The organism is Actinomadura monticuli, assembly GCF_041463655.1.
In the GTDB taxonomy this organism is placed as follows: domain Bacteria; phylum Actinomycetota; class Actinomycetes; order Streptosporangiales; family Streptosporangiaceae; genus Spirillospora; species Spirillospora monticuli.
Window position 1 is genome coordinate 57,294 of the sequence record NZ_JAXCEI010000017.1, and the last position, 23,621, is coordinate 80,914.

Annotated in this window: 23 protein-coding genes and 1 riboswitch; of the genes, 8 read left to right on the plus strand and 15 right to left on the minus strand. The window is 73.4% G+C overall.

The features are described from left to right. Positions 1-156 precede the first annotated feature (156 nt). The 3 genes from SM611_RS30355 to SM611_RS30365 are packed head-to-tail and all read right to left on the minus strand — an operon-like array spanning position 157 to position 2,912. The gene (locus SM611_RS30355) at positions 157-837 is read right to left on the minus strand and encodes a 2'-5' RNA ligase family protein (protein ID WP_371953736.1); all 681 of its coding nucleotides are present in this window, start codon (positions 835-837) and stop codon (positions 157-159) included. Beyond that, a complete protein-coding gene (gene trpS / locus SM611_RS30360) occupies positions 827-1,897 on the minus strand; it encodes a tryptophan--tRNA ligase (RefSeq protein ID WP_371953737.1) in 1,071 nt (356 codons plus the stop codon). Before trpS ends, SM611_RS30355 begins: the two co-directional genes overlap by 11 nt. Positions 1,898-1,910: 13 nt before the next feature. Beyond that, positions 1,911-2,912 carry a hemolysin family protein gene (locus SM611_RS30365; RefSeq protein ID WP_371953738.1) on the minus strand — a complete coding sequence of 334 codons (1,002 nt, stop codon included), beginning with the start codon at positions 2,910-2,912 and terminating at the stop codon, positions 1,911-1,913. An 81-nt stretch (positions 2,913-2,993) separates the two neighbouring features. Here SM611_RS30365 and galE point away from each other — a divergent pair, with 81 nt between their 5' ends. After that, positions 2,994-3,947: a UDP-glucose 4-epimerase GalE gene (galE, locus tag SM611_RS30370; RefSeq protein WP_371953739.1), complete on the plus strand. Its 954-nt coding sequence runs from the start codon at positions 2,994-2,996 to the stop codon at positions 3,945-3,947. Beyond that, entirely contained in the window at positions 3,923-5,080 is a 1,158-nt protein-coding gene (galK, locus tag SM611_RS30375; RefSeq protein WP_371953740.1) for a galactokinase, read from the plus strand. The genes galE and galK overlap by 25 nt, the downstream gene beginning before the upstream one ends. Positions 5,081-5,110: 30 nt before the next feature. On the opposite strand, the gene SM611_RS30380 is transcribed toward galK, so the two are convergent. Beyond that, a complete protein-coding gene (locus SM611_RS30380; RefSeq protein ID WP_371953741.1) occupies positions 5,111-7,777 on the minus strand; it encodes a hypothetical protein in 2,667 nt (888 codons plus the stop codon). After that, the gene (locus SM611_RS30385; RefSeq protein ID WP_371953742.1) at positions 7,774-9,540 is read right to left on the minus strand and encodes an HSP90 family protein; all 1,767 of its coding nucleotides are present in this window, start codon (positions 9,538-9,540) and stop codon (positions 7,774-7,776) included. The genes SM611_RS30380 and SM611_RS30385 overlap by 4 nt, the downstream gene beginning before the upstream one ends. A 117-nt stretch (positions 9,541-9,657) precedes the next feature. Here SM611_RS30385 and SM611_RS30390 point away from each other — a divergent pair, with 117 nt between their 5' ends. From SM611_RS30390 to SM611_RS30400, 3 genes are all read left to right on the plus strand, one after another. Beyond that, positions 9,658-9,942: a hypothetical protein gene (locus tag SM611_RS30390; RefSeq protein ID WP_371953743.1), complete on the plus strand. Its 285-nt coding sequence runs from the start codon at positions 9,658-9,660 to the stop codon at positions 9,940-9,942. 115 nt (positions 9,943-10,057) lie between these two features. Next, positions 10,058-10,321: a hypothetical protein gene (locus SM611_RS30395; protein WP_371953744.1), complete on the plus strand. Its 264-nt coding sequence runs from the start codon at positions 10,058-10,060 to the stop codon at positions 10,319-10,321. Next, a complete protein-coding gene (locus SM611_RS30400; RefSeq protein WP_371953745.1) occupies positions 10,260-11,114 on the plus strand; it encodes a class I SAM-dependent methyltransferase in 855 nt (284 codons plus the stop codon). Before SM611_RS30395 ends, SM611_RS30400 begins: the two co-directional genes overlap by 62 nt. 11 nt (positions 11,115-11,125) lie before the next feature. Here the strand turns inward: SM611_RS30400 and SM611_RS30405 are convergent, their stop codons facing one another. The 4 genes from SM611_RS30405 to SM611_RS30420 form a co-directional block, all read right to left on the minus strand. Then, complete coding sequence (locus SM611_RS30405; RefSeq protein ID WP_371953746.1) at positions 11,126-11,626, minus strand: DinB family protein; 501 nt, start codon at positions 11,624-11,626, stop codon at positions 11,126-11,128. Between the two features lie 148 nt (positions 11,627-11,774). Beyond that, entirely contained in the window at positions 11,775-12,779 is a 1,005-nt protein-coding gene (locus tag SM611_RS30410; RefSeq protein WP_371953747.1) for a malate dehydrogenase, read from the minus strand. A gap of 223 nt (positions 12,780-13,002) precedes the next feature. Further along, positions 13,003-14,220, minus strand: a complete 1,218-nt coding sequence (locus SM611_RS30415) for an NADP-dependent isocitrate dehydrogenase (RefSeq protein WP_371953748.1) — start codon at positions 14,218-14,220, stop codon at positions 13,003-13,005. A 126-nt stretch (positions 14,221-14,346) separates the two neighbouring features. Next, positions 14,347-14,799, minus strand: a complete 453-nt coding sequence (locus SM611_RS30420) for a DUF3017 domain-containing protein (RefSeq protein WP_371953749.1) — start codon at positions 14,797-14,799, stop codon at positions 14,347-14,349. 216 nt (positions 14,800-15,015) lie between these two features. Between SM611_RS30420 and SM611_RS30425 the strand changes: the two genes are divergently transcribed. Continuing rightward, entirely contained in the window at positions 15,016-15,744 is a 729-nt protein-coding gene (locus SM611_RS30425) for an FHA domain-containing protein (protein WP_371953750.1), read from the plus strand. Between the two features lie 163 nt (positions 15,745-15,907). On the opposite strand, the gene SM611_RS30430 is transcribed toward SM611_RS30425, so the two are convergent. Next, positions 15,908-16,756, minus strand: coding sequence for a bifunctional methylenetetrahydrofolate dehydrogenase/methenyltetrahydrofolate cyclohydrolase (locus tag SM611_RS30430; RefSeq protein WP_371953751.1), 849 nt, complete (start codon positions 16,754-16,756; stop codon positions 15,908-15,910). A gap of 56 nt (positions 16,757-16,812) precedes the next feature. Next, positions 16,813-16,897: riboswitch (ZMP/ZTP riboswitch) on the minus strand. Positions 16,898-16,979: 82 nt separating this feature from the next. Here SM611_RS30430 and SM611_RS30435 point away from each other — a divergent pair. After that, a complete protein-coding gene (locus SM611_RS30435; RefSeq protein ID WP_371953752.1) occupies positions 16,980-17,573 on the plus strand; it encodes a GNAT family N-acetyltransferase in 594 nt (197 codons plus the stop codon). On the opposite strand, the gene SM611_RS30440 is transcribed toward SM611_RS30435, so the two are convergent. The 3 genes from SM611_RS30440 to purN all read right to left on the minus strand — a co-directional run bounded on the left by SM611_RS30440 (position 17,570) and on the right by purN (position 20,110). Beyond that, on the minus strand, positions 17,570-17,746 hold the full coding sequence (locus SM611_RS30440) for a hypothetical protein (RefSeq protein ID WP_371953753.1): 177 nt from the start codon (positions 17,744-17,746) through the stop codon (positions 17,570-17,572). The two genes, SM611_RS30435 and SM611_RS30440, sit on opposite strands and share 4 nt — an antisense overlap. 128 nt (positions 17,747-17,874) lie before the next feature. Further along, positions 17,875-19,440 (minus strand): bifunctional phosphoribosylaminoimidazolecarboxamide formyltransferase/IMP cyclohydrolase, encoded by a 1,566-nt coding sequence (gene purH / locus SM611_RS30445; protein ID WP_371953754.1) that lies wholly within the window; start codon positions 19,438-19,440, stop codon positions 17,875-17,877. Further along, positions 19,421-20,110: a phosphoribosylglycinamide formyltransferase gene (purN, locus tag SM611_RS30450; protein ID WP_371953755.1), complete on the minus strand. Its 690-nt coding sequence runs from the start codon at positions 20,108-20,110 to the stop codon at positions 19,421-19,423. Before purN ends, purH begins: the two co-directional genes overlap by 20 nt. A gap of 127 nt (positions 20,111-20,237) precedes the next feature. Between purN and SM611_RS30455 the strand changes: the two genes are divergently transcribed. Beyond that, the gene (locus SM611_RS30455; RefSeq protein WP_371953756.1) at positions 20,238-20,708 is read left to right on the plus strand and encodes a DUF4190 domain-containing protein; all 471 of its coding nucleotides are present in this window, start codon (positions 20,238-20,240) and stop codon (positions 20,706-20,708) included. Positions 20,709-20,747: 39 nt separating this feature from the next. Here the strand turns inward: SM611_RS30455 and SM611_RS30460 are convergent, their stop codons facing one another. Both SM611_RS30460 and sucD read right to left on the minus strand, forming a co-directional pair. Next, positions 20,748-22,586, minus strand: coding sequence for a cell division protein PerM (locus tag SM611_RS30460; RefSeq protein WP_371953757.1), 1,839 nt, complete (start codon positions 22,584-22,586; stop codon positions 20,748-20,750). 145 nt (positions 22,587-22,731) lie between these two features. Beyond that, positions 22,732-23,619, minus strand: a complete 888-nt coding sequence (sucD, locus tag SM611_RS30465) for a succinate--CoA ligase subunit alpha (protein WP_371942870.1) — start codon at positions 23,617-23,619, stop codon at positions 22,732-22,734. Between the last annotated feature and the right edge of the window lie 2 nt (positions 23,620-23,621).

The window sequence follows — 23,621 nt, forward strand, 5'->3', positions numbered from 1 at the left end:
CCCAGCCGACGTTCACGGGCAGGCACGCGGAAGGAGCGCTAGTGCGGGGTCCACGAACGTCGACCGGGCCACCACGTCGTTGACCCGCGGCGTGTTGTTGCTTCCGACGCGCTCATACCAACAACACGCCGCAGGTCAACGCACCCGGTGAACCTGCTAGCGACCGGAGCGAGGAGACCCGTGCCGCGCAGCCGGGGGGCTCGGGGGGTCGCCCCCCCGAGAGAAGACGTAGTCGTTCTGGCGGCGCCAGACGCCGTCCTGGCCGTGTTCGTAGAGGGAGAAGCCCCAGGCCTGGAAGTCGGCGGCGTAGCCGGCCAGTTCCTTGAAGGCGCGGTCCATGACGTCGTCGGGGAGGTGGTGGGCGATGGTGACGTGCGGGTGGTACGGGAACGGGAGCGGGCGGGCGAGGGGGCCCGACAGAACCTTTTCCTGGACGCGTTCGCAGCCGCCGATTCCTTCGGCGAGCGCCACGAATACGACCGGTGAGACGGGCCGGAACGTTCCGCTGCCGCGCAATCTGATCGTGAACGGGTGTTCGGTGCGCGCGACCCGGAACAGGTGCCGGTGGATGCCCTCCAGCGCGGCCTCGTCCACCTCGGTGGGCGGCAGGAGCGTGATGTGCGTCGGGATCGCGTGGGCCAGGGGGTCGCCGAACGAGGCGCGTCTGGCCTGCAGGAACGAGCCGTGCGGGTCGGGGATCGGGATGGCGACGCCGATCGCGCGGCGGCCGGGACCGGTGGTGGCCGGCAGGCCGCCGACCATCGTGGTCTCGGCCGCGGAGGGGGCCTCCCCCTGGCCCGGCGCGGCGGCGTGGCGTGGTGGGCGGTCAGCGACCACGTCCCACGAATCCCACCCGTTCGCGCACCGTCTCCATCGTCCGCACGGCGACCTCGGAGGCGCGGTCGGCGCCCCGGGCGAGGAGCCGGTCGAGCTCGTCCTCGTCGTCCAGCAGCTTGAGGGTGCGCTCCCTGATCGGTGTGAACGTGTCCAGGACGACCTGGGCGAGGTCCTTCTTGAACTGCCCGTAGCCGGCGCCCGCGTAGCGGGTCTCCAGGTCGGCGACGGACGTGCCCTCCAGCGCGGAGTAGATCCGCAGCAGGTTGGTGACGCCGGCCTTCTTCTCCTCGTCGTAGACGACTTCGGAGCCGGTGTCGGTGACCGCGCGCATGATCTTCTTGCGCATCGGGCCGGGCTCCTCCAGCACGTCGATGATCCCCTGCGCGGAGGACGCCGACTTGCTCATCTTGGCGCCCGGCTCCTGCAGGTCGGTGATCTTCGCGGCGCCCTCGGGGATGTGCGCGTCCGGCAGCACGAACGTCTCGCCGAACCGGTGGTTGAACCGCTGCGCGAGGGTGCGGGTCAGCTCCAGGTGCTGCCGCTGGTCCTCGCCGACGGGGACGCGCAGGGGCCGCTTCCCTTCGGCGGGGTCGGGCGTGTAGAGCAGGATGTCGGCGGCCTGCAGGATCGGGTAGGTGAACAGGCCGACGCTCGTCCCGGACGTGCCCTGCTTGGACGACTTGTCCTTGAACTGGGTCATGCGGCCCGCCTCGCCGAACCCGGTGAGGCAGCCGAGGACCCACGCCAGCTCGGCGTGCTCGGGGACGTGGCTCTGCACGAACACGGTGGCGCGGTCGGGGTCGAGACCCATCGCGAACAGCTGCGCGGCGGCGACCTTCGTACGGCGGCGCAGCAGCGCGGGCTCGTGCTCGATCGTGATGGCGTGCAGGTCGACCACGCAGTAGAACGCGTCGTGCGTCTCCTGCATGGAGACCCACTGCCGGAGCGCGCCCAGGTAGTTGCCGAGGTGGAACGAGTCGGCGGTGGGCTGGATGCCGGACAGTACGCGCGGCTTCGCCGCGGTGGTTCCGGACGCTTGCTGGCTGGGCGCTTCGGGCATGTGCACAATTCTCTCAGGTGTCACGGGGGACTCCGCCGCTGGTGGCCTGCCCGCTGGGCGGGGCCGTGGCGGCGTCGCCGGGCACCGCTCGCGGGGTCGCGGGCGGCGTGCCGGACGGCGCCGGTACGACCTGCGGCGCCGCGCGCGGCATGACGCGCACGCGCGCCACCCGGCGGCCGTCCATCCGGGCGACCGCGAGGCGGCGACCGCCGGCGTCCACCGAGTCGCCCTCGGCGGGCACCCGGCGCAGCACCGCCATGATGTGCCCGGCGACCGTCTCGTACGGCCCGTCGGGCAGCCGGATGCCGGTCTCGGCGGCGAAGTCGTCCAGGTTGAGCAGGCCGTCGACCTCGACCACCCCGCCGTGCAGGCGCCGCGCCTGCGCGTCCTGCACATCATATTCGTCGCGGATGTCGCCGATGAGCTCCTCCAGGAGGTCCTCAAGGGTGACGATTCCGGCGACGCCGCCATACTCGTCCATGACGATCGCCAGGTGGCAGCCCTCGCGGCGCATCTCCGACAACGCCGGCAGTACCCGTTTCGACGGCGGCAGGAACTTCACCGGACGCACCAGATCGCCCACCGGGACGCCCGCGCCGGGCGCGTCGGGCGCGAGCAGGTCGCGGATGTGGACGAACCCGATCACCTCGTCGTGGGAGTCGCGGCAGACCGGGAACCGGGAGTGCGGGCTGCGCGCGGCGAGCCGGGCGGCGGCGGTCAGCGACAGCGCCGCGTCCAGGAACACCACCTCGGTGCGCGGCACGAGGACCTCGCGCAGCGGCCGCTCCCCCGCCGCGAACACCTCCTCGATCAGGGCCCGCTCGTCCGCGGCGATCTGGGTGTTCTCGGCCACGAGCGCCCGCATCCGCTCGGCGGTGATCTCCTCGCGCAGCGCGCCGGGGTCGCCGCCCGACAGCCGCACGACGAGGTTCGCCGAGCGCGACAGCAGCCACACCAGCGGGCGCACGGGCACCGCGGGCGGCCGGGGCGGTGAGCCGGGCGGCGTCCGGTCCATGCGTTATCCCTTCCCCGTTCGAGGTTCCGGATAGCCTGGACGGACCCCGCCGTCCCAGAGTCTCTCCGTGGAGGTCCGTCAGTGAAGCTGCTCGTCACCGGAGGCGCCGGCTACATCGGCAGCGTCGTGTCCGCTCTGCTGCTGGAGGCGGGGCACGAGGTCGTCGTGCTGGACGACCTGTCCACCGGGCACGAGGACGCGGTGCCGGACGGCGCCCGGCTGGTGCGCGGCACCCTGCGCGACATGGCGGCGGACGTCCTCGCCGGGGCCGGCTTTGAGGCCGTGCTGCACTTCGCGGCCAGGTCCCTCGTCGGCGAGTCGGTGGAGAAGCCGGGCCTGTACTGGGACAAGAACCTGGGCGAGTCGCTGGCGCTGCTGGACGCGATGCGCGTCGCCGGCGTCCCCCGCATCGTGTTCTCCTCGACGGCGGCGACGTACGGGGAGCCGGAGTCGACACCGATCGTGGAGACCGACCCGACCCGTCCGACCAACCCCTACGGCGCGTCCAAGCTGGCGATCGACACGACGCTCGCCGAGTACGCGCGGCTGCACGGCATCGGCGGGGTGTCGCTGCGGTACTTCAACGTGGCGGGCGCCTACGGGCGGCACGGCGAGCGGCACTCCGTGGAGACCCATCTGATCCCGAACGTGCTGAAGATCGCGCAGGGCGGCGGGTCGGCGGTGAAGATGTTCGGCGACGACTACCCGACGCCGGACGGCACCTGCGTGCGCGACTACATCCACGTGGTCGACCTGGGCCGCGCCCACCTGCTGGCGCTGGACGCCTGCGAGCCGGGCGCGCACCAGATCTTCAACCTGGGCAGCGGCACCGGCAACTCCGTCCGGGAGGTCGTGGACGTGTGCCGCGAGGTCACCGGCCGCGACATCCCGGCCGAGGTGGCGCCGCGCCGGCCCGGCGACCCGGCGGTGCTGATCGCCTCGTCCGACAAGATCCAGGAGCGGCTGGGCTGGAAGCCCGAGCGGGACCTGCGCACCATGGTCGACGACGCGTGGACCTTCCTGCGGTCCCGGTGATCGAGGGCTTCGCGGCGGCGTTCGGGCGGGCTCCGGACGGCGTCTGGCACGCGCCGGGCCGGGTCAACCTGATCGGCGAGCACACCGACTACAACGACGGGTTCGTGCTGCCGTTCGCGCTGTCGCGCGGGGTCTCGGTGGCCGCCGCGCGCCGCGACGACGGCGTGATCGAGGTCCGGTCGCGGCAGGCCGCGACCGCCGTGACGGCGCCCGCGGACGGCCCGCCCGTCGTCTCCGAGGGGTGGCCGGCCGAGCGGGCGTGGGCGGCGTATCCGGTCGGTGTGGCGCGGGTCCTGCGCGAGCACGGGACGGGCGGCGCGTCCCTCCTGATCGACTCCGATCTTCCGCAGGGGGCGGGGCTGTCGTCGTCCGCCGCGCTGGAATGCGCGACGGCGCTGGCGCTCTGCGACCTGCACGGCGTGGAGATCGACCGTCCGGCGCTGGCGCGGCTGGCGCAGCGCGCGGAGAACGAGCAGGTCGGCATGCCGTGCGGGCTGATGGACCAGTCGGCGTCCCTGCTGTGCACCGCCGGCCACGCGCTGATGCTCGACTGCCGCAGCGGGCTGTCGTCCCAGGTCCCGTTCGACCCGGCCGCCGCCGGCCTGGCCCTCCTGGTGGTCGACACGCGCGCCGCGCACGCGCTGACCGGCGGCGAGTACGGCCGCCGCCGCGCCGAATGCGAGGAGGCGGCGGCGGCGCTGGGCGTCGAGGCCCTGCGCGACGTCAAGGACCTCGCCGGGGCGCTGGGGACGCTGCGCGACCCCGTGCTGCGGCGGCGCGTCCAGCACGTCGTCACCGAGAACCACCGCGTCGAGGCGAGCGTCGGCCTGCTGCGGGCGGGCGCGCTGCCCGAGTTCGGGGCGATGCTGAACGCGTCGCATCTGTCGCTGCGCGACCAGTTCGAGGTGTCGTGGCCCGAGGCCGACGCCGCCGTGGACGCGGCGGTCCGGGCGGGCGCGCGGGGCGGACGCATGGTCGGCGGCGGCTTCGGCGGGTCCGTGATCGTCCTGACCCCCGTCTCCCGTGCCGACGGGGTGCGGGAGGCGATCACCGCCGCCTACGCCAAGCGCGGCTGGACGCCGCCCGGGTTCCTGGACGCCGTCCCGTCCCCGGGCGCGCAGCGCCTCAGCTGACGGCCCCCGCCAGCCGGTGAAGGTCGCGCGTCAGCCGCCGAGGGCGTTCCTGATCTCCTCCAGGAGGCGGGCGGCGTCCTCGGCGGGCTCGGCCTGGTCGACGGCGGTGAAGCCGTCCGCGGCGGCGGACGCGTGGGCGGCGGCCTCGTCGAGGCGGCCCGCCCGGGCGAGGACGCGGGCCTGCTCGAACGACGTCAGCGCGGTCTCCCAGACGCGCAGCGGCTCGTCCTCCGGGGGCAGGCCGGCCAGCGCGGCGCGGGCCGTCTCCATGGCGGTCACCGCCTCGTCCGTCTCGCCGCTCCACATCAGGCACATCGCGGCGCGGCGGCGGGCGCGGACCACGCCGAGCGGGTCGCCGACCTTCTCGTACGCCTCGGCGGCCTGCGCGTACCGTTCGGCGGCCTGCGCGTCCATGTCGAGGCCGGTCAGGACGTCGGCCGACTCGTGGAGGAAGTGCGGGACGGCGTCGTGCTGCCCCTCCCGCGCGGCCTCCTCGGCGAGGCCCTGGAACAGGGCGGCGGCGTCCTCCTCGCCCAGTTCCTTCTGCGCGTGCGCGAGGATCAGCCGGCAGCGCCGCGCGTCGTCGGTGTCGAGGCCCGGCAGCGCCTCCTCGGCGGTCTCCGCCGCCTCCAGCGCGCGGTCGGTCGACAGGTACGCGGCGGCGAGGTCGACGCGGAGCTGCACGGCCTGCGGGTGCAGGCCCTCCGCCGTCCACCCCGCGATGCCCTCGACCAGGTCGGCGACGGCGTCGGCCGGACGGTCCGTGGCGAGGAAGGCGAGGCCGCGCTCGGAGTGCGCCGCCGCGCGCATCGGCGACGGGCCGGTCAGCGCGGCCAGCACCTCGTCGAGCAGCGCGAACACCTCGTCGCCTGGGCCGCCTTCGCGCCGGGCCAGCGTCCGGGCGAGCAGCAGCGCGGGCGAGGCGACCAGTTCGGAGTCGGCGGCGTCCCTGGCGGTCTCCAGCGAACGGCGCAGGGCCGCCACCGCCTCGTCGACGCGGTCGGTCAGCAGGAGCGCCTGCCCGCGCAGGAACCACAGCTCACCGGCGCGGTCGGGCGCGTCCTGCGGGTCGACCCGGTCCAGCACGGCGAGAGCGTCGGCGGGACGGTCGAACCTGATGTGCGCGGTCGCGAGGCGGAGCAGCGCGGGCGCGGCGTCGCCGTCCTCCCCCGGATGCGCGGTGAAGTGATCGGCCGAGGCGGTCACCTGCTCCAGCCCTCCCTCGTCGCCGAGGTCGATGCGCAGCGCGCCGAGCCGGCCGAGCGTCCGGTGCCGGCGGGTCTCCTCGCCCAGCTCGCCGAACAGCCGGGCCGCCTCCGTCCAGCACGCGACCGCGTCCTCGCCCGCGCCGCCGACGGCGTGCTCGACGCCCCGGGCGTCCAGGCGGCGGGCCTTCTGCAGCGGCGTCGGGCCGGCCGCCTCGGCGACGGCGTCGAACCGGCGCCAGGCCGCCAGCATCCCGGGCACGTCGCTGCTCCTGCGGCGCCGGTCGGCGATGTCGAGGATCTCGTCGAGGTCGTCCACGGCGGCGAGGTCGTCCACGGCGGCGAGATCGTCCTGCGGGGCGGGCTCGGGCGCCGGGGCCGCCGGACGCCGATGGTGCGCGGCCAGCGGGACGAACTCGGCGGCCTGCTCGGCGGCAAGCGTGGCGCGCACCTTGTCGCCCTGGTGCGGCGTGCCGTTGCGGGCGTCGAACCGGGCGGCCAGGGCCGTCGCGCGTTCCGCCAGCTCCGCGTGCAGTTCCTGGAGGGAGACGTCGGCCGCGCGCCCGTCCGGGCCGGACCTGCGGATCGTGGCGGCGCCGTGCCCGGTGGCCGTCAGCCGGTCCAGCAGGAGGGCCGCCGCGGCGGAGAACTCCATGTCGGCGTGCGCGCTCGGCGCCCGGTCCAGCCAGCCGAGGTGCCGCTGCAGGATCTCCAGGCCGCGCGCCTCGTTGCCGGTGACCGCGCAGAACTCCAGGTGCTCGGCGATGTCGGCGAGGTCGGCGAGCCGCGCCCGGTGCACCCGGTAGGCGCGGCGGTGCGCGTCGGCGGCCTGCTCGGCGCGGCCCGTCCGCAGGTACACGGGCAGCAGCGCCGTCTGGATGGACTGCGGCTGCTCGTTGCAGTTCAGCTGCGCGTTCAGCACGGGCGCGGCGACCTCGAACGCCTCCTCGTGACGCCCGGCCTCGATGAGGTGGCGGGCCATGCCGGTCGGGTCGCAGCCCTCGCAGTCGGACAGCTCGTCCCGCCTGGCCGCGCGCCACTTGAGGTACCACTCGTCGGCCGTGCCGTCGCCGACGTGCCGTGCCACCACGTTGCGGTAGTGGTACACCGCCTGGAGGCTGTGCCCGCCCGCCTTGTAGCGGCGCTCCATGTCGTCCAGCACGGCGTAGGCGCGGTCGAGCGGGATCTCGGGGAAGAGCGTGAGGGAGCTGACGATCGCCTTCATCTGCCACAGCAGGCCGTGCGTCTCGTCGAACCGGCCCGGGTCGCGGTCGTGGTCGGCCAGCGTCCGGCTGAACGTCGCGAACGCCTTCGCGGGCTCGCCGCCGTACCGGTAGGCGTCGGTCAGCCGGACCCGGACGTGGAACGCCAGCACCTCGTCGCCGGCGGCCTCCGCGCGGCGCAGCGCGTCCTCGACCAGGACGGTCCGGGCCTCCCCGTAGGGCAGTTCCTGCGACCGCGCCATCAGGGTGTAGACGTCGTCCGTGGTCATTCGGGAGCCTCCGGGGAGTGGACGGCCCACTCCAGCAGGCCGATGAAGGAACGGTTCAGCACCGCCGTGTCGGCGGGCCGCAGCGGATGGTGGCCGAGCAGCAGCGCCTGCCCGTACAGGGCCTGGACGGCCGGCTCGACCGGCCCGCCGTCACCCAGCGACATGACCCGCCGGGCCAGCGGGTTGCGGTGGTTCAGCACCAGCCGGGGACGTTCGACGCCGGCGGACGCGTTGACGGCGCCGAGCACGTCCGCCCACAGCTCGTCCGCCTCCTCCCGCGCCCGCGCCAGCTCGTCCCGGAACTGCGCGTCGCGGCTGGTCAGATACAGCGCCGGGAGCGACGCCGGGTCGAAGTCGCGGACGACCACCTCGCAGCCGAGCCGCTCCACCGCCCGCTGCGCCGCCGCCAGGAACGGCCGCAGCGCCAGTTCCGCCGCCGGGTCGAGCACGCCGAACGTCGTGGTCAGCTCCGCCGCGTCCAGCCGGGCCAGCCGGATGTCGGGGTCCAGGTCGGGCAGCCGCTCGATGATCTCGGTGTCGTGCACGTAGCCGCCGTTGACCAGCCCGACGCCCTGCGCGCCCGCGACCGCCGACATCCGCCGGAACTCGTCCACGCTCCCGGTGAACCGGCCGTCCGGATGCCGGCGGCGGAACTCGTGCAGCGTCATCGGCCCGGACGACGTCTCGTACTCCAGCCACCGGTCGACGATCCGGAGCATGTCGAGGTCGTGCAGGGCCATCGCCTTCACGCCGAGCTGGTGCAGCCGCAGGAACGCGCGCAGCCGCGCCGGGTCGGTCTCGGCGAGCCGCACCAGCCACTGCCGCAGGACGTCCCCGAGCCCCTGCCGGGTCGCGTCGAGCAGTTCGTCCTCGTAAAGGGCCTCGCGGCTCGCGGTGGGCCGCAGCTCGCCGGCGTCCACGACGCACCGGGCGAAGAACGCCCATTCGGGCAGCAGCCCCTCGACGCTCTCGGCCAGCAGCATCCGCTTCAGGTAGACGCGATGCGCGCCGCGCGCGGTCGGCGAGACGGGCGCGGGCAGGATGAACGCGACCCCGGTCAGCCCCGCCTCCGGCACGTCCAGGTCGACGACGTCGAACGGCGTGAACCCGTAGAGGTCCTCGCAGTACGCCTCCAGCGCCCGCCGCCGCGTGGCCGGATCCCGGTGGGGCGCCCGCCACGGCGGCCCGTCCCCGCTGATCGGCACACCGTCCACGACCAGCTCGACCGGCAGCAGCGACCCGTAGGTACGGGCCAGCTCGGCGACGACGCCCGGACTCAGCAGCTCCTCCGCCCCGGGACGCGCCCTGATCATGACCGTCGTCCCCGGCTCGTCCCGCTCCCCCGGCTCGACCTGGTAACTGCCCTCCGACCGGCCCGTCCACCGGACGGCGTCACCGCCCCGCGCCGACCGGGTCACGACCTCGATCTCGTCCGCGACGAGGAAGGCCGACAGCAGCCCGATGCCGAACTGCCCCAGGAAGTCGTGCCGCGCGAACCCCAGCTCGTCCCGCTTGGACGACCGTCCGATCGTCGCCAGCAGCGTGTGGACCTCGTCCTCGGTCAACCCGACGCCGTCATCGCCGACCCGCAGCGTCCCGCCACCGGTCTCGATCTCGACCCGCCCGCCCGCGCCCCGCGCCGTGATCGCGTCCACCGCGTTCTGCAGCAGCTCCCGCAGATACACCCGCGGACTCGCGTACAGGTGGCGGCTCAGCAGGTCCACCACCCCGCGGAGATCCACCTGAAACGCCTGATCCGCCACCGTCCGCCTCCCCGATCACCTTCCCGAGCGGATCACACCCTAGCGACCGGTACCGACGCCTTCAGATCATTTGCCACCGCTACGGTTCGACCAGCACACCATCCTGTGGAGGGACGCATGCCGGCACCCCTGCGCGCCCTCTGGCGCGGGACCCGCACGTTCGGCATCGCCCTGCTCGGATTCGCCGCGGCCGCCGCCGCCAACCTGTGGTGGGACATGGCGGCCGCCGTGCTGCTCGCCATCGCCGGCTTCGCCTGTGCGGCCATCGCGCTGGGCCTCCTGTACGACACGCGCCGGCCGCTCCGGTTCAAGAGCGTGCCCCTGGCCCTGGGCTACCTGGCGCTCCTCGTCCCCTACGGCGTCGGCGTCTCGGCACTGACCCCCGCCGGACCGACCTGGTGACACGGAGCGAAAGGGGGTGGCCGGATCTGGCAATAGTTGGTGCACGGCCCTTTCTCATCGCCTCCGCCGCGGGTAGGGAGGGGAGACGATGCCGTTCTGAGCCGAGGAGGGGGCCGTGTCAACGGACACCGCGCGGCAGGAGGCGTTCACCGGCCTCATGGTCGACGTGCTCAACAAGGGCGCGCTGGCCCTCCTCGTGAGCGTCGGCCACCAGACCGGACTGTTCGACACCTTGAGCACACTGCCCCCGTCCACGAGCCAGGAGATCGCCGAGGCGGCGCACCTCGACGAGCGGTACGTGCGGGAGGCTGGGCGGCATGGTCGTCGGAGGCATCCTGGAATACGAGCCCGACGAGGCGACCTACACACTGCCGCCTGAGCACGCCGCCTCGCTCACCACCGCCGCCGGCGTCGACAATCTCGCCGGGATGATGCCGTACATCGCGCTGATGGGCGAGGTCGAGCAGCAGGTCGTCGGATGCTTCCGCGAGGGCGGCGGCGTCCCCTACTCCGCGTACCCCCGCTTCCAGGCCCTCCAAGCGGGGGAGACGGCCCGCGTCTACGACGCGGCGCTCGTCGACACGATCGTCCCCCTGGTGCCGGACCTCACCGAACGGCTGCGCGCCGGCATCGACGTCCTGGACGTGGGCACCGGCCAGGGGCACGCGCCCATCGTCCTGGCGCAGGCCTTCCCGCGCAGCCGCTTCCACGGCCTCGACCAGTCGGAGGAAGGCGTCTCGGCCGCCCGCGAGGAGGCCGGCCGGCTGTCCCTGGACAACGTCCGTTTCACGATCGGCGACGCGTCGCAGATCGACGGCCGGTACGACCTGGTCACCGCCTTCGACGTCATCCACGACCTGGCCCGGCCGCAGGAGGTCCTGAACGCCGTCGCCGCGTCCCTGCGCGATGGCGGCGCCTTCCTGATGGGCGACTTCGCCGCGTCCAGCAAGCTGGAGGAGAACGTCGGGCATCCCTTCGGGCCCGCGCTGTTCGGCTTCTCGGTGTTCTACTGCATGACCACCTCGCTGAGCACCGGCGGCGCCGGCCTCGGCACGGTCTGGGGGGAGCAGACCGCCCGGCGGATGCTCGGGGACGCCGGCTTCACCGACGTCCAGGTCCGATCGGTCGAAGGGGACCCGGTGAACGTCTACTACGTGGCGACGGCGGCCTGAACCGGCTCGTCTCAGCGGCCGGTTCGGCCGTCGATGAGTTCGCGGAGGATGTCCGCGTGGCCCGCGTGGCGGCCGGTCTCCTCGATCATGTGGGTGAGCGCCCAGCGGAGGCTGGGAGCGGGGCGTCCCGGACGGGGCCGCGGGACGGGCGCGGCGAGGTCGGTGCACCCGTCCAGGAGTTCGTTCGCACGCTCGACCGCCTCCCGGTAGCGGGCGACGACCTCGGCCACGCCGTCCTCCGGCGCCGCCTCGAACGTCGCCTGCCAGTCGGCGACCTCCTCGCCGAGGAACAGCGAGCGTTCGACGGACGTCAGGTGGGTGAGCAGGCCGAGCAGGTTCGTGCCCGACGGCACCATGGCCGCCCGGACCCGCGGTTCGGGGGCGCCGTCGACCTTCGCGGCGATCGAGGCGCGGAGGTAGTCGAGGAATCCGCGCAGGACCTCGGTCTCGCTGCTTCCCGTCCGGGGCGGCGGGGTGTCGCGGCGGCGCCTGCGGCCGGTCGTGGCGGGCATGGTGCCTCCCTCTCGGTGGACGAAGCCAGCACGTTCCCAGCCTTCCCGGCCCGCCGTGATCAGGCACATCGCTGTGCGGTTCCGGCAAACGCGGCGCAACGGAAGAGCCCCGGACCTCGGTCGGTCCGGGGCTCGTCCGCGTGAAGGGTCAGATGAGGCCGAGCTTGCGGACGGCGTCGCGCTCCTCCGACAGCTCGTTCACCGAGGCGTCGATGCGCGCACGCGAGAAGTCGTCGATGTCCAGACCCTGGACGATCTCCCACCTGCCGTCCTTCGTGGTGACCGGGAAGGACGAGATCAGGCCCTCGGGGACGCCGTAGGAGCCGTCCGACACGACCGCCATGGACGTCCAGTCGCCGTCGGCGGTGCCGTTCACCCAGGTGTGGACGTGGTTGAGGGCGGCGGACGCGGCGGACGCGGCCGAGGAGGCGCCGCGGGCCTCGATGATCGCGGCGCCGCGCTTGGCGACGGTCGGGATGAAGTCGTTCTCCAGCCAGTTCTGGTCGTTGACCGTCTCGGCGGCGTTCTTGCCGGCGATCTCGGCGTGGAAGATGTCCGGGTACTGGGTGGCGGAGTGGTTGCCCCAGATCGTCATCTTCTTGATGTCGGCGACGGAGACGCGTGCCCCCGTCCCCCGGACTTTCTTCGCGAGCTGGGCGAGCGCGCGGTTGTGGTCGAGGCGCGTCATCGCGGTGAAGCGCTCGGCGGGGACGTCCGGGGCGTGCGACTGCGCGATCAGGGCGTTGGTGTTGGCCGGGTTGCCGACCACGAGGACCTTGACGTCGTCGGCGGCGCCCGCGTTGATGGCCTCGCCCTGCGGCTTGAAGATGCCGCCGTTGGCCTCCAGCAGGTCGCCGCGCTCCATGCCCTTGGTGCGGGGGCGGGCGCCGACGAGCAGCGCGACGTTCACGCCGTCGAAGGCCTTGGTGGCGTCGTCGAAGATGTCGATGCCGGACAGCAGCGGGAACGCGCAGTCGTCCAGCTCCATGGCGGTGCCCTCGGCGGCCTTCACCGCCTGCGGAATCTCCAGGAGGCGCAGGCGTACGGGGACGTCCGCGCCGAGGAGGTGCCCGGACGCGATGCGGAACAGCAGCGCGTAGCCGATCTGGCCCGCGGCGCCGGTAACGGTGACTGTGACTGGGGTGCGCGTCATGCGTCCTTCTCCTGCTGTGACCTGACGGGGCTCAGGCGGCCATCCTTCGAACCCGACCGCCGAAGAGCCGCGCCGCCGCGGTTTCTCTCGCCGTCGAGATACTTTCGTGGGTCAGGTTATCGCGCAGCCCCTACCCGCCGACGCCCAGGTGCACCCACCGGCATGCCGCCCCCACGCGAAAGGCCGCCCCAGATCGCTCCGGGACGGCCTCGGCGGAGGGGTGTCAGCCGTTGATCTTCTTCTGGAGGTTGGTGTCGAGGGCCTCCAGGAATTCCTGCGTCGTCAGCCAGGGGGTCTCACGGCCGACCAGGAGGGCGAGGTCCTTGGTCATCTGGCCGTGTTCGACCGTCTCGACGCAGACCTGCTCCAGCTTGCGGGCGAAGTCGATCAACTCGGGGGTGTTGTCGAGCTTGCCGCGGTGCTCCAGGCCCCGCGTCCACGCGAAGATCGACGCGATGGGGTTGGTCGACGTCGGCTTGCCCTGCTGGTGCTGCCGGTAGTGGCGGGTCACCGTGCCGTGCGCGGCCTCGGCCTCGACGGTCTTGCCGTCCGGCGTCATGAGGACGGACGTCATGAGGCCCAGGGAGCCGTAGCCCTGCGCGAGGGTGTCGGACTGGACGTCGCCGTCGTAGTTCTTGGCGGCCCAGACGAACCCGCCCTCCCACTTGAGCGCGGCGGCGACCATGTCGTCGATGAGCCGGTGCTCGTAGGACAGGCCCTTGGCCTCGAAGTCCGACTTGAACTCGGTCTCGTAGATCTCCTGGAAGAGGTCCTTGAACCGGCCGTCGTAGGCCTTGAGGATCGTGTTCTTCGTCGACAGGTACAGCGGCATCTCGCGGCTCAGCGCGTACCGCATGCTCGTCCGGGCGAAGTCGCGGATGGAGTCGTCGTAGTTGTACATCCCCATCGCGACGCCGCCGCCGGGGAAGTCCGCGACCTCCAGCTCCATCGGCTCGGAGCCGTCCCGCGGGGTGTAGGTGATCGTCACCTTGCCCGGGCCGGGGACGACGAAGTCGGTGGCCTTGTACTGGTCGCCGTGGGCGTGGCGGCCGATGATGATCGGCTTCGTCCAGCCGGGGACCAGGCGGGGGATATTGGACGTGACGATCGGCTCGCGGAAGATCACGCCGCCCAGGATGTTGCGGATCGTCCCGTTCGGGGACCGCCACATCTTCTTCAGGCCGAACTCCTCGACGCGCGCTTCGTCGGGGGTGATGGTCGCGCACTTGACACCGACGCCGTGCTCCTTGATGGCGTTCGCCGCGTCGATGGTGACCTGGTCGTCCGTGGCGTCACGGTGCTCGATCCCCAGGTCGTAGTACTTCAGGTCCACATCGAGGTAGGGCAGGATCAACTGGTCCTTGATGAATTTCCAGATGATCCGCGTCATTTCGTCGCCGTCGAGTTCGACGACCGGGCCCGTTACTTTGATCTTGGGCATGCTTGTGCTGTCCCTTTCCTACACCTGGCCAGCAGTCCTTGTAAGGCTCAACTGGCTAGGCTAGCCGAGGCGGTCACGCGGTCTAGACCTGGCCCGGCCCAGAACGCCTCCACCTGGGACGACGCGCTAACCCGGCGGCCCGTTCCCGGGTGATGGGCCGCCCGCGGAGCGGCGTCCGGCGATGAGCAGCCGGATGCCGCGCGCCGCCGCGGTGAGCGCGATCAGCACGCCGAACGCGCCCGCGAGGACGAGGCCGGTCTTGTTCATCGGCGGGACGCTCAACGACACGAACGCGACCATCTCGCCGAGGACGACGAGCGTCCAGCAGTCGACCGACCGGCTGCGGACGGCGAGCGGGCCGAGCTGCGACTCGGGCAGCAGCAGCCGGGCGAGCGCGCCGATCAGCAGTGCGGCGGCCATCAGGCCGGAGCCCTTGCGGAAGTAGTTGAAGGCGCACAGCGTCAGGCCGGCGCCGACTCCGCTGAGCACGAGCAGGTAGGGGAGCTGCGCCAGCCAGTGCGGCGCGGCGCCCCTGCGGCGCGGCGCCCTGCGCCGGCGCCGGTGCACCTGAGTGCTCATGGCCTCACGGTATCGCCGATCGGGGCCCACGACGACCTCGCCGGGATGGAACGGTCCGTCCGGCCGCCCGCCGCCGGGAGAAGGGGTGTGACGGAGGGTGCCCGGGAGGCCGGAATCCCTTGCACCATCGGTGCTACTCGCCAGTAGGAGGGTGTGACGGCACGGCGCCCGGGTAACCCGGCAGACAGGGGTCGCTAACTAGCTGGGAGGACTGCCGTGGAGGGGCCGTTCATGCGGATCGAGGACAGCGGGCTGGTGATGCCGCTGCGCCCCGACGTTACGACGGTCGGGAGAGGGAGAGGAGTCGACGTACGCCTCGACGACCCGAGTGTGTCCCGTTTGCACGCAGAAATCGTCCGACGCGGTCCGTACGTCTACGTGGTGGACATGGGCCTGTCCCGCAACGGGACACGCGTCAACGGCCGGCCGATCGCCCGCCGTGTGCTGGAGGACGGTGACGTCGTGAGCTTCGGCACGGCGCGCTGCCGGTTGGGGGGCATCCCCCGTGAGGAGGTCGACCCGGACGTCGAACTGCGGCGCGCCGTCGCACCCGAGCTCACCCGCCGCGAGGTCGACGTGCTGACCTCGCTGTGCCGACCCGCCCTGTCCGACGAGGCGTTCGTGGCCCCCGCCACGGCACGCGACATCGCCGGCGAGCTGGTCGTCACCGAAGCCGCCGTCAAGCAGCACCTGTTGCGCCTCTACCAGAAGTTCCGCATCCCCGAGGGCGCCAACCGGCGCACGCGGCTCGCCAACGAGGTCATCGCGATGGGCCTCGTCCGTCCGCTGCCGCCGGTGCACGTCCCGCACCAGGGACGTCCGCCGGTGGACGGCCGGGTCCCCGGGGTCCGCGGCACGACGGAGACGCGGCGGCCGGGCGCCCCCGGCCACGGGCACGGGCCGGGACGTCCCGCCCCGAGCACCGCCGGACGGAGGGCCAGCTGATGTGAACCTGCGGTCGTCCTCCCGGCAGCGCGCAACGAGGGCGATCGCTGAACCCTCCCGGGCGGGGCCGTGCAGGTGACGGCGCGGCCCCGGCCGGGGAAGACGAGTACGGGGCCGCCGCCTCGGTGCTGGGGCGGCGGCCCCGTCCGCGTGTGTGCGTGCGTCAGCCGTCCCGCTCGGCGGCCTCGACGACGTTCGCGAGCAGCATCGCGCGGGTCATCGGGCCGACGCCGCCGGGGTTGGGCGCGACCCATCCGGCGACCTCGGCGACGTCGGCGGCGACGTCCCCGGCGAGCTTGCCGTCCACCCGGGAGACGCCCACGTCGAGGACGGCCGCGCCCGGCCTCACCATGTCGGCGGTGATCAGGCCGGGGACGCCGGCGGCGGCCACGACGATGTCGGCCGCGCGGGTGTGCGCGGCCAGGTCCCGGGTCGCGGTGTGGCAGAGGGTGACGGTCGCGTTCTCGGTGCGGCGGGTCAGCAGCAGGCCGAGGGAGCGCCCGACCGTGATGCCGCGGCCGACGACGGCGACCTCGGCGCCCTTGATCGGGACGTCGAAGCGGCGCAGCAGCTCCACGATGCCCTTCGGGGTGCAGGGCAGCGGCCCCGGCCGCATCAGGACGAGCCGGCCGAGGTTCGTCGGGTGCAGGCCGTCGGCGTCCTTGGCCGGGTCGATGCGCTCCAGCACGCGCTGCTCGTCCAGGCCCTTCGGCAGCGGGAGCTGGACGATGTAGCCGGTGCAGGCCGGGTCGGCGTTCAGCTCGGCGACGGCCCGCTCCACGTCGTCCTGGGAGGCGGTGGCGGGCAGGTCGCGGCGGATGCTCTCGATGCCGACCTCGGCGCAGTCGCGGTGCTTCATGTTGACGTAGGAGCGGCTGCCCGGGTCGTCGCCGACCAGCACGGTGCCGAGCCCGACGGTCACGCCGCGGTCGCGGAGCGCCTCGACGCGGACCTTGAGGTTCGAGCGGATCTCGGCGGCCGTGGCCTTGCCGTCCAGAATCTGTGCCGTCATGCGTTCCTCCGCGTGGATCTCGCCGGGGCCTCGCAGGACCGAGCCCGGCTCGAGGTCCCGTCCGCCCAGGCGCGCGGCAACGGGACTGTCGTTCGCTCCCCGGTGGTGATCCACCTTGCCGCGCCAGTCACGTGAAAACCCATGGTAACGGGCGAGTGGCACGCGGGAATCGGCGCCGAGTGGCCCTGCCGGCGCGGGCGCCGGGCCTTCTAGCGTGAGCGGCATGAGCGACGCATGGTTCGAGCGGCCCGTCCTGACCGGGCGTCATGTGCGGCTGGAGCCGCTGTCCCCCGAGCACGCCGGCGGGCTGTTCGAGGCGTCCAGGGACCCGGACGTGTGGACGTGGCTGAGCGAGCGGCGGCCGGGGACGGCCGGCGAGATGGCCGCGCTCGTCGGCAGGGCGCTGGACGAGTGCGAGCGCCGCGTCCGGCTCCCCTGGGTCCAGATCGACGCGGCGACCGGGGAGGTGGCGGGGACGACGTCGTACTACGAGGTCGCGCCGTCCCACCGGGGCCTGTGCATCGGCCACACCTGGCTCGGCGCGCGGTGGCACCGGACGGCGGTCAACACCGAGGCGAAGCTGCTCCTGCTCGGCCGCGCGTTCGACGAGCTGGGCGCGATCCGGGTCGGCTGGCACACGCACGTCCGGAACGCGCGGTCGCGGGCGGCGATCGAGCGGCTCGGCGCCTCGTTCGAGGGCGTGCACCGCAAGCACCGGATCCGGGCGGACGGTTCGATCCGCGACACCGCCGCCTACGGCATGACCGACGACGAGTGGCCCGCCGCGGCGCGGGCCCTGCGGGAACGGCTGCGCTAGTCCTCCGAGCGCTGCCGCCGGGCGAGCACGCGGTCGGTGCCGTGCCAGCCGAACCGGGCGGCCAGGACCGCGGCCAGGAAGGCGGCGACCAGCCCGATCACCTGGCGGGAGTCCATCAGCAGCGAGCCGACCAGGTACACCGACCTCAGCATGACGGCGAGCAGCACGTCCATCGCGCCTCCATCACGGAATGCCCGCGCCGGAGTCAACGGAGGGTCATGAGGGCGCGGCCAGCCCGAGACTACCTGCCGGAACGAGTGGGCAGTCCGCGGGCCGGCCGGCCCCTCCGGCCATCAGCGCGTCAGTGGAAGAAGTGCCGGACGCCGGTGAAGTACAGGGCGATCCCGGCCTTCCGCGCCGCCTCGATCACCTTGTCGTCGTTGACGGACCCGCCGGGTTCGACGACCGCCTTCACGCCCGCCTCGGTGAGCACTTCGAGGCCGTCCGGGAAGGGGAAGAACGCGTCGGACGCGCCCACGGCGGACGCGGCGCGCTCCGCGCCGGCCCGCGCGACCGCGAGCTTGGCGGAGTCGACCCGGTTGACCTGGCCCATCCCGACGCCGACGGTCGCGCCGCCTGCGGCCAGCAGGATCGCGTTCGACTTCACCGAGCGGACCGCCCGCCACGCGAACGCCAGGTCGCGCAGGGTGGCCTCGTCGACGGCGTCGCCGGTCTTGAGTTCCCAGGTGGACGGGTCGTCGCCGGGCGCGTCCACGCGGTCGACGTCCTGCAGCAGGACGCCGCCGTCGATGCGCCGGTACTCGGCGGCGCCGGCCGGGGCGTCCGGGCAGACGAGCAGCCGGACGTTCTTGAACCGGTCCTTCAGGACGGTGACGGCCTCGTCGTCGAAGGCGGGGGCGATGACCACCTCGGCGAAGCTCTCGGTGACCTGCCGCGCCATGGCGGCGGTGACCGGGCGGTTCGCCGCGATCACGCCGCCGTAGGCGGACACGGGGTCGCAGGCGTGCGCCTTGCGGTGCGCCTCGGCGATGTCGGCGCCGACCGCGATGCCGCACGGGTTGGCGTGCTTGATGATCGCCACGCACGGCTCGGTGAAGTCGTAGGCGGCGCGGCGGGCGGCGTCGGTGTCCACGTAGTTGTTGTAGGACATCTCCTTGCCGTACAGCTGCTCCGCGCCGGCCAGCCCGGTCTCGCCGGGCGAGCGGTACAGGGCCGCGCGCTGGTGCGGGTTCTCGCCGTACCGGAGGGTGTTCGACCGTTCCCAGGTGGCGCCGAGGAAGTCGGGCCACCGCGTCTCGGCGGCGGTCTCGTCGGGGGCGTAGGAGCCGGCGAACCAGGACGCCACGGCCACGTCGTAGGACGCGGTGTGCGCGAACGCCCGCGCGGCGAGGCGGCGCCGCTCCGCCAGGGTGAACCCGCCGGCCTTCACCGCGTCGAGGACGGACCCGTACGCGGCCGGGTCGACGACGACGGACACGCTCGCGTGGTTCTTCGCGGCGGCGCGCACCATCGTCGGGCCGCCGATGTCGATCTGCTCGACGCACTCGTCCGGCCCCGCGCCCGAGTCGACCGTGTCGGCGAACGGGTACAGGTTCGCGATCACGAGGTCGAACGGCTCCACGGCCAGGTCGTCGAGCTGCTGGAGGTGGTCCTCCTTGCGGCGGTCGGCGAGCAGGCCCGCGTGCACCTTGGGGTGCAGGGTCTTGACCCGTCCGTCCAGGCACTCGGGGAAGCCGGTGAGCTTCTCCACCTTCATCACCGGGACGCCGGCGGCGGAGATCCGGCCCGCCGTGGACCCCGTCGAGACGATCTCCACCCCGGCCTCGTGCAGGCCGCGGGCCAGCTCCTCCAGCCCGGTCTTGTCGTACACGCTGATCAGCGCGCGCCTAATCGCCACCCGACTCACCGGCCGAGCTCCCCTCATGATCGTCGGAAGTTACCCTGTCGGACGCGTCGCCGCAGGTCCTGCACTTCATCGAGACCCGCCTGCCGCGCGTGGTCCAGCCGTCGCGGGCGAGGCGTCCGACGACGTCGACGAGGAGCCGGCGCTCCACCCGCTTGATCCGCTCGTGCAGGGAGTCTTCGTCGTCATGCCAGCCCACGGGGACGGTCTCCTGGGCGATGACGGGTCCGGTGTCCACGCCTTCGTCGACGAAGTGAACCGTACAGCCCGTGACCTTGACGCCGTACGCCAGGGCGTCCCGTACGGCGTGCGCGCCGGGGAACGAGGGCAGCAGCGCGGGATGGGTGTTGACCGTCCGGCCGCCGAACCGCGCCAGGAAGCGCGGCCCGAAGATCTTCATGAAGCCGGCGGAGACGACGAGGTCGGGTTCGTGCTCGGCGACGGCCTCGGCCAGGGCCGCGTCCCAGTCGTCCCGGGACGGGAAATCCGGGACGCGCACCGTAAAAGTGGGCAAACCCACACGTTCTGCGCGTTCGGTTCCCGCGATATCCGGGCGGTCCGCCCCCACGGCCACCACTTTCGCCCCGTAGGCTGGATCCGCGCACGCGTCGAGCAGCGCTTGTAGGTTGGTCCCCGCGCCGGAGACGAGGACGACGAGCCGGGCGGACACCATGACTCCCCGGTGGACGTTGCTGGGACACCACGAAGCCTATCGGGCCGGTTCGACACCGCTTCACCGCAGATCCGCGCGGGCGGATCCACACCGTACGTCCAAGCGGACGGGCCAGGAGGAAACGAACGTGAGCGAGCAGCAGGGCCGCGAGGCCCGTCCCGAGGACCGCCCGGACGGGCGGCCGGCGGGAGAGCCGCCCGCAGGACCGTCCGAGGCGCGGCAGACCGGCCTGCGGGCCCTGTGGCTCGGCGGCATCGCCCTGCTGACCTCGTTGTTCTTCTATCCGCTCGGCCTCGTGCTCGGCGTCGCCGCGCTCGTCGTCGGGATCCGGGCCCGGCGGCAGGTGCGCGGCACCCGGGACGCCGTGCCCGGCGCCCTCCCCGGCATGGTCATGGGCGGGATCGGCCTGGCGATGTCGCTGCTGATGGTCGCGATGGCGGTCTTCCTGCGGACGGAGTTCAGCGGCTACTGGGACTGCGTCAACGCGTCCAACACCAACACCGACAAGCAGGTGTGCCGCGACGAGTACTACCCGAAGATCGAGGACAAGCTCGACCTGCCGCCCGGCTGGATGGACAAGTACGGCCACCTGCTCTGACCGCCCGGCCCCGACGTCCCCGGCGCCGATCTTCCGGCGCTAGTCGTCCCGCTCGGGCTCCTCGCGCAGGACGTAGATCGCGCCGCCCCGGTTCTCGGTGCGGTTCGGGTCCGCGCGCGGCGGCGGGACGGGCCTGCGCGGCGGCTCGGGCCCCGGTTCGGGATCGTCCACGATGTGGCCTTCGACGACGATCGTGCCGTCGCCGTCGCCGTGGACCGGGCCGGGCGCGGGCTCCGGGGCCGGTTCCGGGACCCGCTCCTCGACCAGGTCGGGCAGCGGGTCGCTCCGCCGGCGGGGCCGCCGCGGCGCGAGGACGGGGTCGGCCTCCTCGAACTCCAGCGGGTCCGGCGCGTGCGGGGCCCTCGGCGCCTTCGCCGCGGGCTTCGCGGGCTCCCCGGACCGCGCGGGCGGGTCGTAGTCGCCCGGGACCGGCGCCGACAGCGGCACCGCCACGGGCTCCGGACGGGCCGGCCGCTTCGGCCTCCCCGCCTTCCCCGCCTTCCCCGCCTTCGTCCCCGCCTTCTTCTCGGCCTTCTTCCCGGCCGCCTTCCCGGAGGCGGCGCGCGCCGGGCGCCGCAGCACCAGCACGTTGGCCGCCCACGCCGCGATCGCCGCCGAGATCCCGACCTCCAGGGCCGCGAGCAGCCCCACCTGCCAGGGCGACGGCCCCACGGTCGCCATCCGGCCGCCGCCCAGCGGCCCGCCCGACAGCGCGCTGAGCAGCGCCGCCACGACGCCCGTCAGCGCGCCCGACACGAACCCCCAGAGCGGCGCGCCCTCCGCCGCCGGGCTCGGCAGCGACCTGATCGTGAGGACGCCGCCGACCGCGCCCGCGACGAACGGCGCGGCCAGCGCGAGCAGCGACAGCGCGGGCGCGGGACCGGGCTCCGGCAGCGCCGCGAGCGGCGGGAACGCGGGGACGGCGTCCAGGAACACCCCGGTCGGCGAGACGCTCGTCCCGGCGCCGACGGAGAACCCCGGGCCCACCGCGTACGCCATCCCCCAGACCACCGCGTTCGGCAGGAAGGCCAGCTCGACCAGCAGCAGCAGGACGCCGCCGACGACGCCGGGGGCGAGCATGTCGTACAGGTCGTCGGCGCCCGGCATGTTCATGGCGAGCGCCACGGCCACGAGCACCGCGCCGGACGCCAGCAGCACGCCGAGCGCCCCCGCCACCCCGATCACCAGTGAGCGGGGCCGATCGGGCAGCAGCCGCAGCAGCGCGCCGAGCCCCGACCTGACCCGCCGGCCGCGCGCCTCCGCCGCGACCTGCGCCGCGACGACGGCCCGCGCGGCGCCGAGGCCGCCCGCGACGGCGGCGACGAGGAAGCAACCGATGAGCGCCTGCCACGCCGACGGCCGCACCTCCTCGGAGGACGCCGCGAACGCGAGCAGCGCGGCCAGCCCCGCGTACGGCGCGGCCAGCGCGACCGCCACGTGCGCGACCGCGATCCGCGGGCGCCGCCGCAGCCCCGCGACCCGGATCATCCAGCCGCCGCCCCGGTACAGCAGCACGCCGGGCAGGACGAGGACGCCGAGCGGCAGCAGCCCGACCCGTCCCTGCCCGTAGGAGAAGCCCGCGTGGTGGGACACGAGCCAGAAGTTCACGGCCGTCCGGAACACCCCGGACATGCCGTGGCCGAGCGCCGTCTTCGGCGCCGCGATCCATCCGATGAGCGTGATCGTGGTGAGCACGGCGAGCCCGATCCCGACGCACCACAGCGCCGCGACCAGCCCGGTCACGTACAGCGGGCGCGCCGCGGCGGCGGCCGGCGGGCGCCCCCTCGGCGGCTCGGCGCGCGGCCGTCCGCCGGTCCGTCCGGGCTCGTCCTTCGCCGGCTCGCGCTTCGCACGCCGCCCGGGGGTCTCGTCGCTCACCGGTCCATGCTGGCACCGCGCCCGGCTCCCGGCGGTCCGCCCGCCCGGCGTGTCGCCTTTGTCGTCCGGGACCCGGGCCGCGAACGAAAGACGCCCAAGCCGCGCTTCGGCAGGCGGCTCGGGCGTCTTTCGGGGTCGCGCGGGGTCAGCGGTTCTGCATGATCTCCCGCATGAGGACGGCGGTCTCGCTCGGGGTCTTGCCGACCCGGACGCCGACCTTCTCCAGGGCCTCCTTCTTCGCCTGCGCGGTGCCGGCGGAGCCGGACACGATCGCGCCCGCGTGGCCCATGGTCTTGCCCTCGGGGGCGGTGAACCCGGCGACGTAGCCGACGACGGGCTTGGTCACGTGCTGCTCGATGTAGGCGGCGGCGCGCTCCTCGGCGTCGCCCCCGATCTCACCGATCATCACGATGGCGTCGGTCTCCGGGTCGTCCTGGAACGCCTGGAGCGCGTCGATGTGGGTCGTCCCGATGACGGGGTCGCCGCCGATGCCGACGCAGGTGGTGAAGCCGATGTCGCGCAGCTCGTACATCATCTGGTAGGTCAGCGTGCCCGACTTGGACACCAGCCCGATGCGGCCGGGCGTGGTGATGTCGGCCGGGATGATGCCCGCGTTCGACTTGCCGGGCGACGCGATGCCGGGGCAGTTCGGCCCGATGATGCGCGTCTTGTTCCCTGCCTTCTCGGCGTACGCCCAGAAGTAGGCGGTGTCGTGCACCGGGATGCCCTCGGTGATGACCACGCAGAGCGGGATCTCGGCGTCGATCGCCTCGACGACGGCGTCCTTGGTGAACTTCGGCGGGACGAACACGACGGACACGTCCGCGCCGGTCTGCTCCATGGCCTCCTTGACGGTGCCGAACACCGGGAGGGAGGTGCCGTCGAAGTCGACCGTCTGGCCGGCCTTGCGGGCGTTCACGCCGCCGACGACCTGGGCGCCGGACGCGAGCATCCGGCGGCCGTGCTTGGTGCCCTCGGAGCCCGTGATGCCCTGGACGATGATCTTGCTGTTCTCGGTGAGCCAGATGGCCATTG

Coding starts and splice junctions, on each gene's coding strand:
- SM611_RS30415 (WP_371953748.1), bottom strand. CDS start 14,220: ATGCCCAAGATCAAAGTAACGGGCCCGGTCGTCGAACTCGACGGCGAC.
- sucD (WP_371942870.1), bottom strand. CDS start 23,619: ATGGCCATCTGGCTCACCGAGAACAGCAAGATCATCGTCCAGGGCATC.
- purN (WP_371953755.1), bottom strand. CDS start 20,110: ATGGTGTCCGCCCGGCTCGTCGTCCTCGTCTCCGGCGCGGGGACCAAC.
- SM611_RS30400 (WP_371953745.1), top strand. CDS start 10,260: ATGGTCGTCGGAGGCATCCTGGAATACGAGCCCGACGAGGCGACCTAC.
- SM611_RS30435 (WP_371953752.1), top strand. CDS start 16,980: ATGAGCGACGCATGGTTCGAGCGGCCCGTCCTGACCGGGCGTCATGTG.
- SM611_RS30430 (WP_371953751.1), bottom strand. CDS start 16,756: ATGACGGCACAGATTCTGGACGGCAAGGCCACGGCCGCCGAGATCCGC.
- SM611_RS30440 (WP_371953753.1), bottom strand. CDS start 17,746: ATGGACGTGCTGCTCGCCGTCATGCTGAGGTCGGTGTACCTGGTCGGC.
- SM611_RS30390 (WP_371953743.1), top strand. CDS start 9,658: ATGCCGGCACCCCTGCGCGCCCTCTGGCGCGGGACCCGCACGTTCGGC.
- trpS (WP_371953737.1), bottom strand. CDS start 1,897: ATGCCCGAAGCGCCCAGCCAGCAAGCGTCCGGAACCACCGCGGCGAAG.
- SM611_RS30410 (WP_371953747.1), bottom strand. CDS start 12,779: ATGACGCGCACCCCAGTCACAGTCACCGTTACCGGCGCCGCGGGCCAG.
- SM611_RS30380 (WP_371953741.1), bottom strand. CDS start 7,777: ATGACCACGGACGACGTCTACACCCTGATGGCGCGGTCGCAGGAACTG.
- SM611_RS30420 (WP_371953749.1), bottom strand. CDS start 14,799: ATGAGCACTCAGGTGCACCGGCGCCGGCGCAGGGCGCCGCGCCGCAGG.
- SM611_RS30405 (WP_371953746.1), bottom strand. CDS start 11,626: ATGCCCGCCACGACCGGCCGCAGGCGCCGCCGCGACACCCCGCCGCCC.
- SM611_RS30365 (WP_371953738.1), bottom strand. CDS start 2,912: ATGGACCGGACGCCGCCCGGCTCACCGCCCCGGCCGCCCGCGGTGCCC.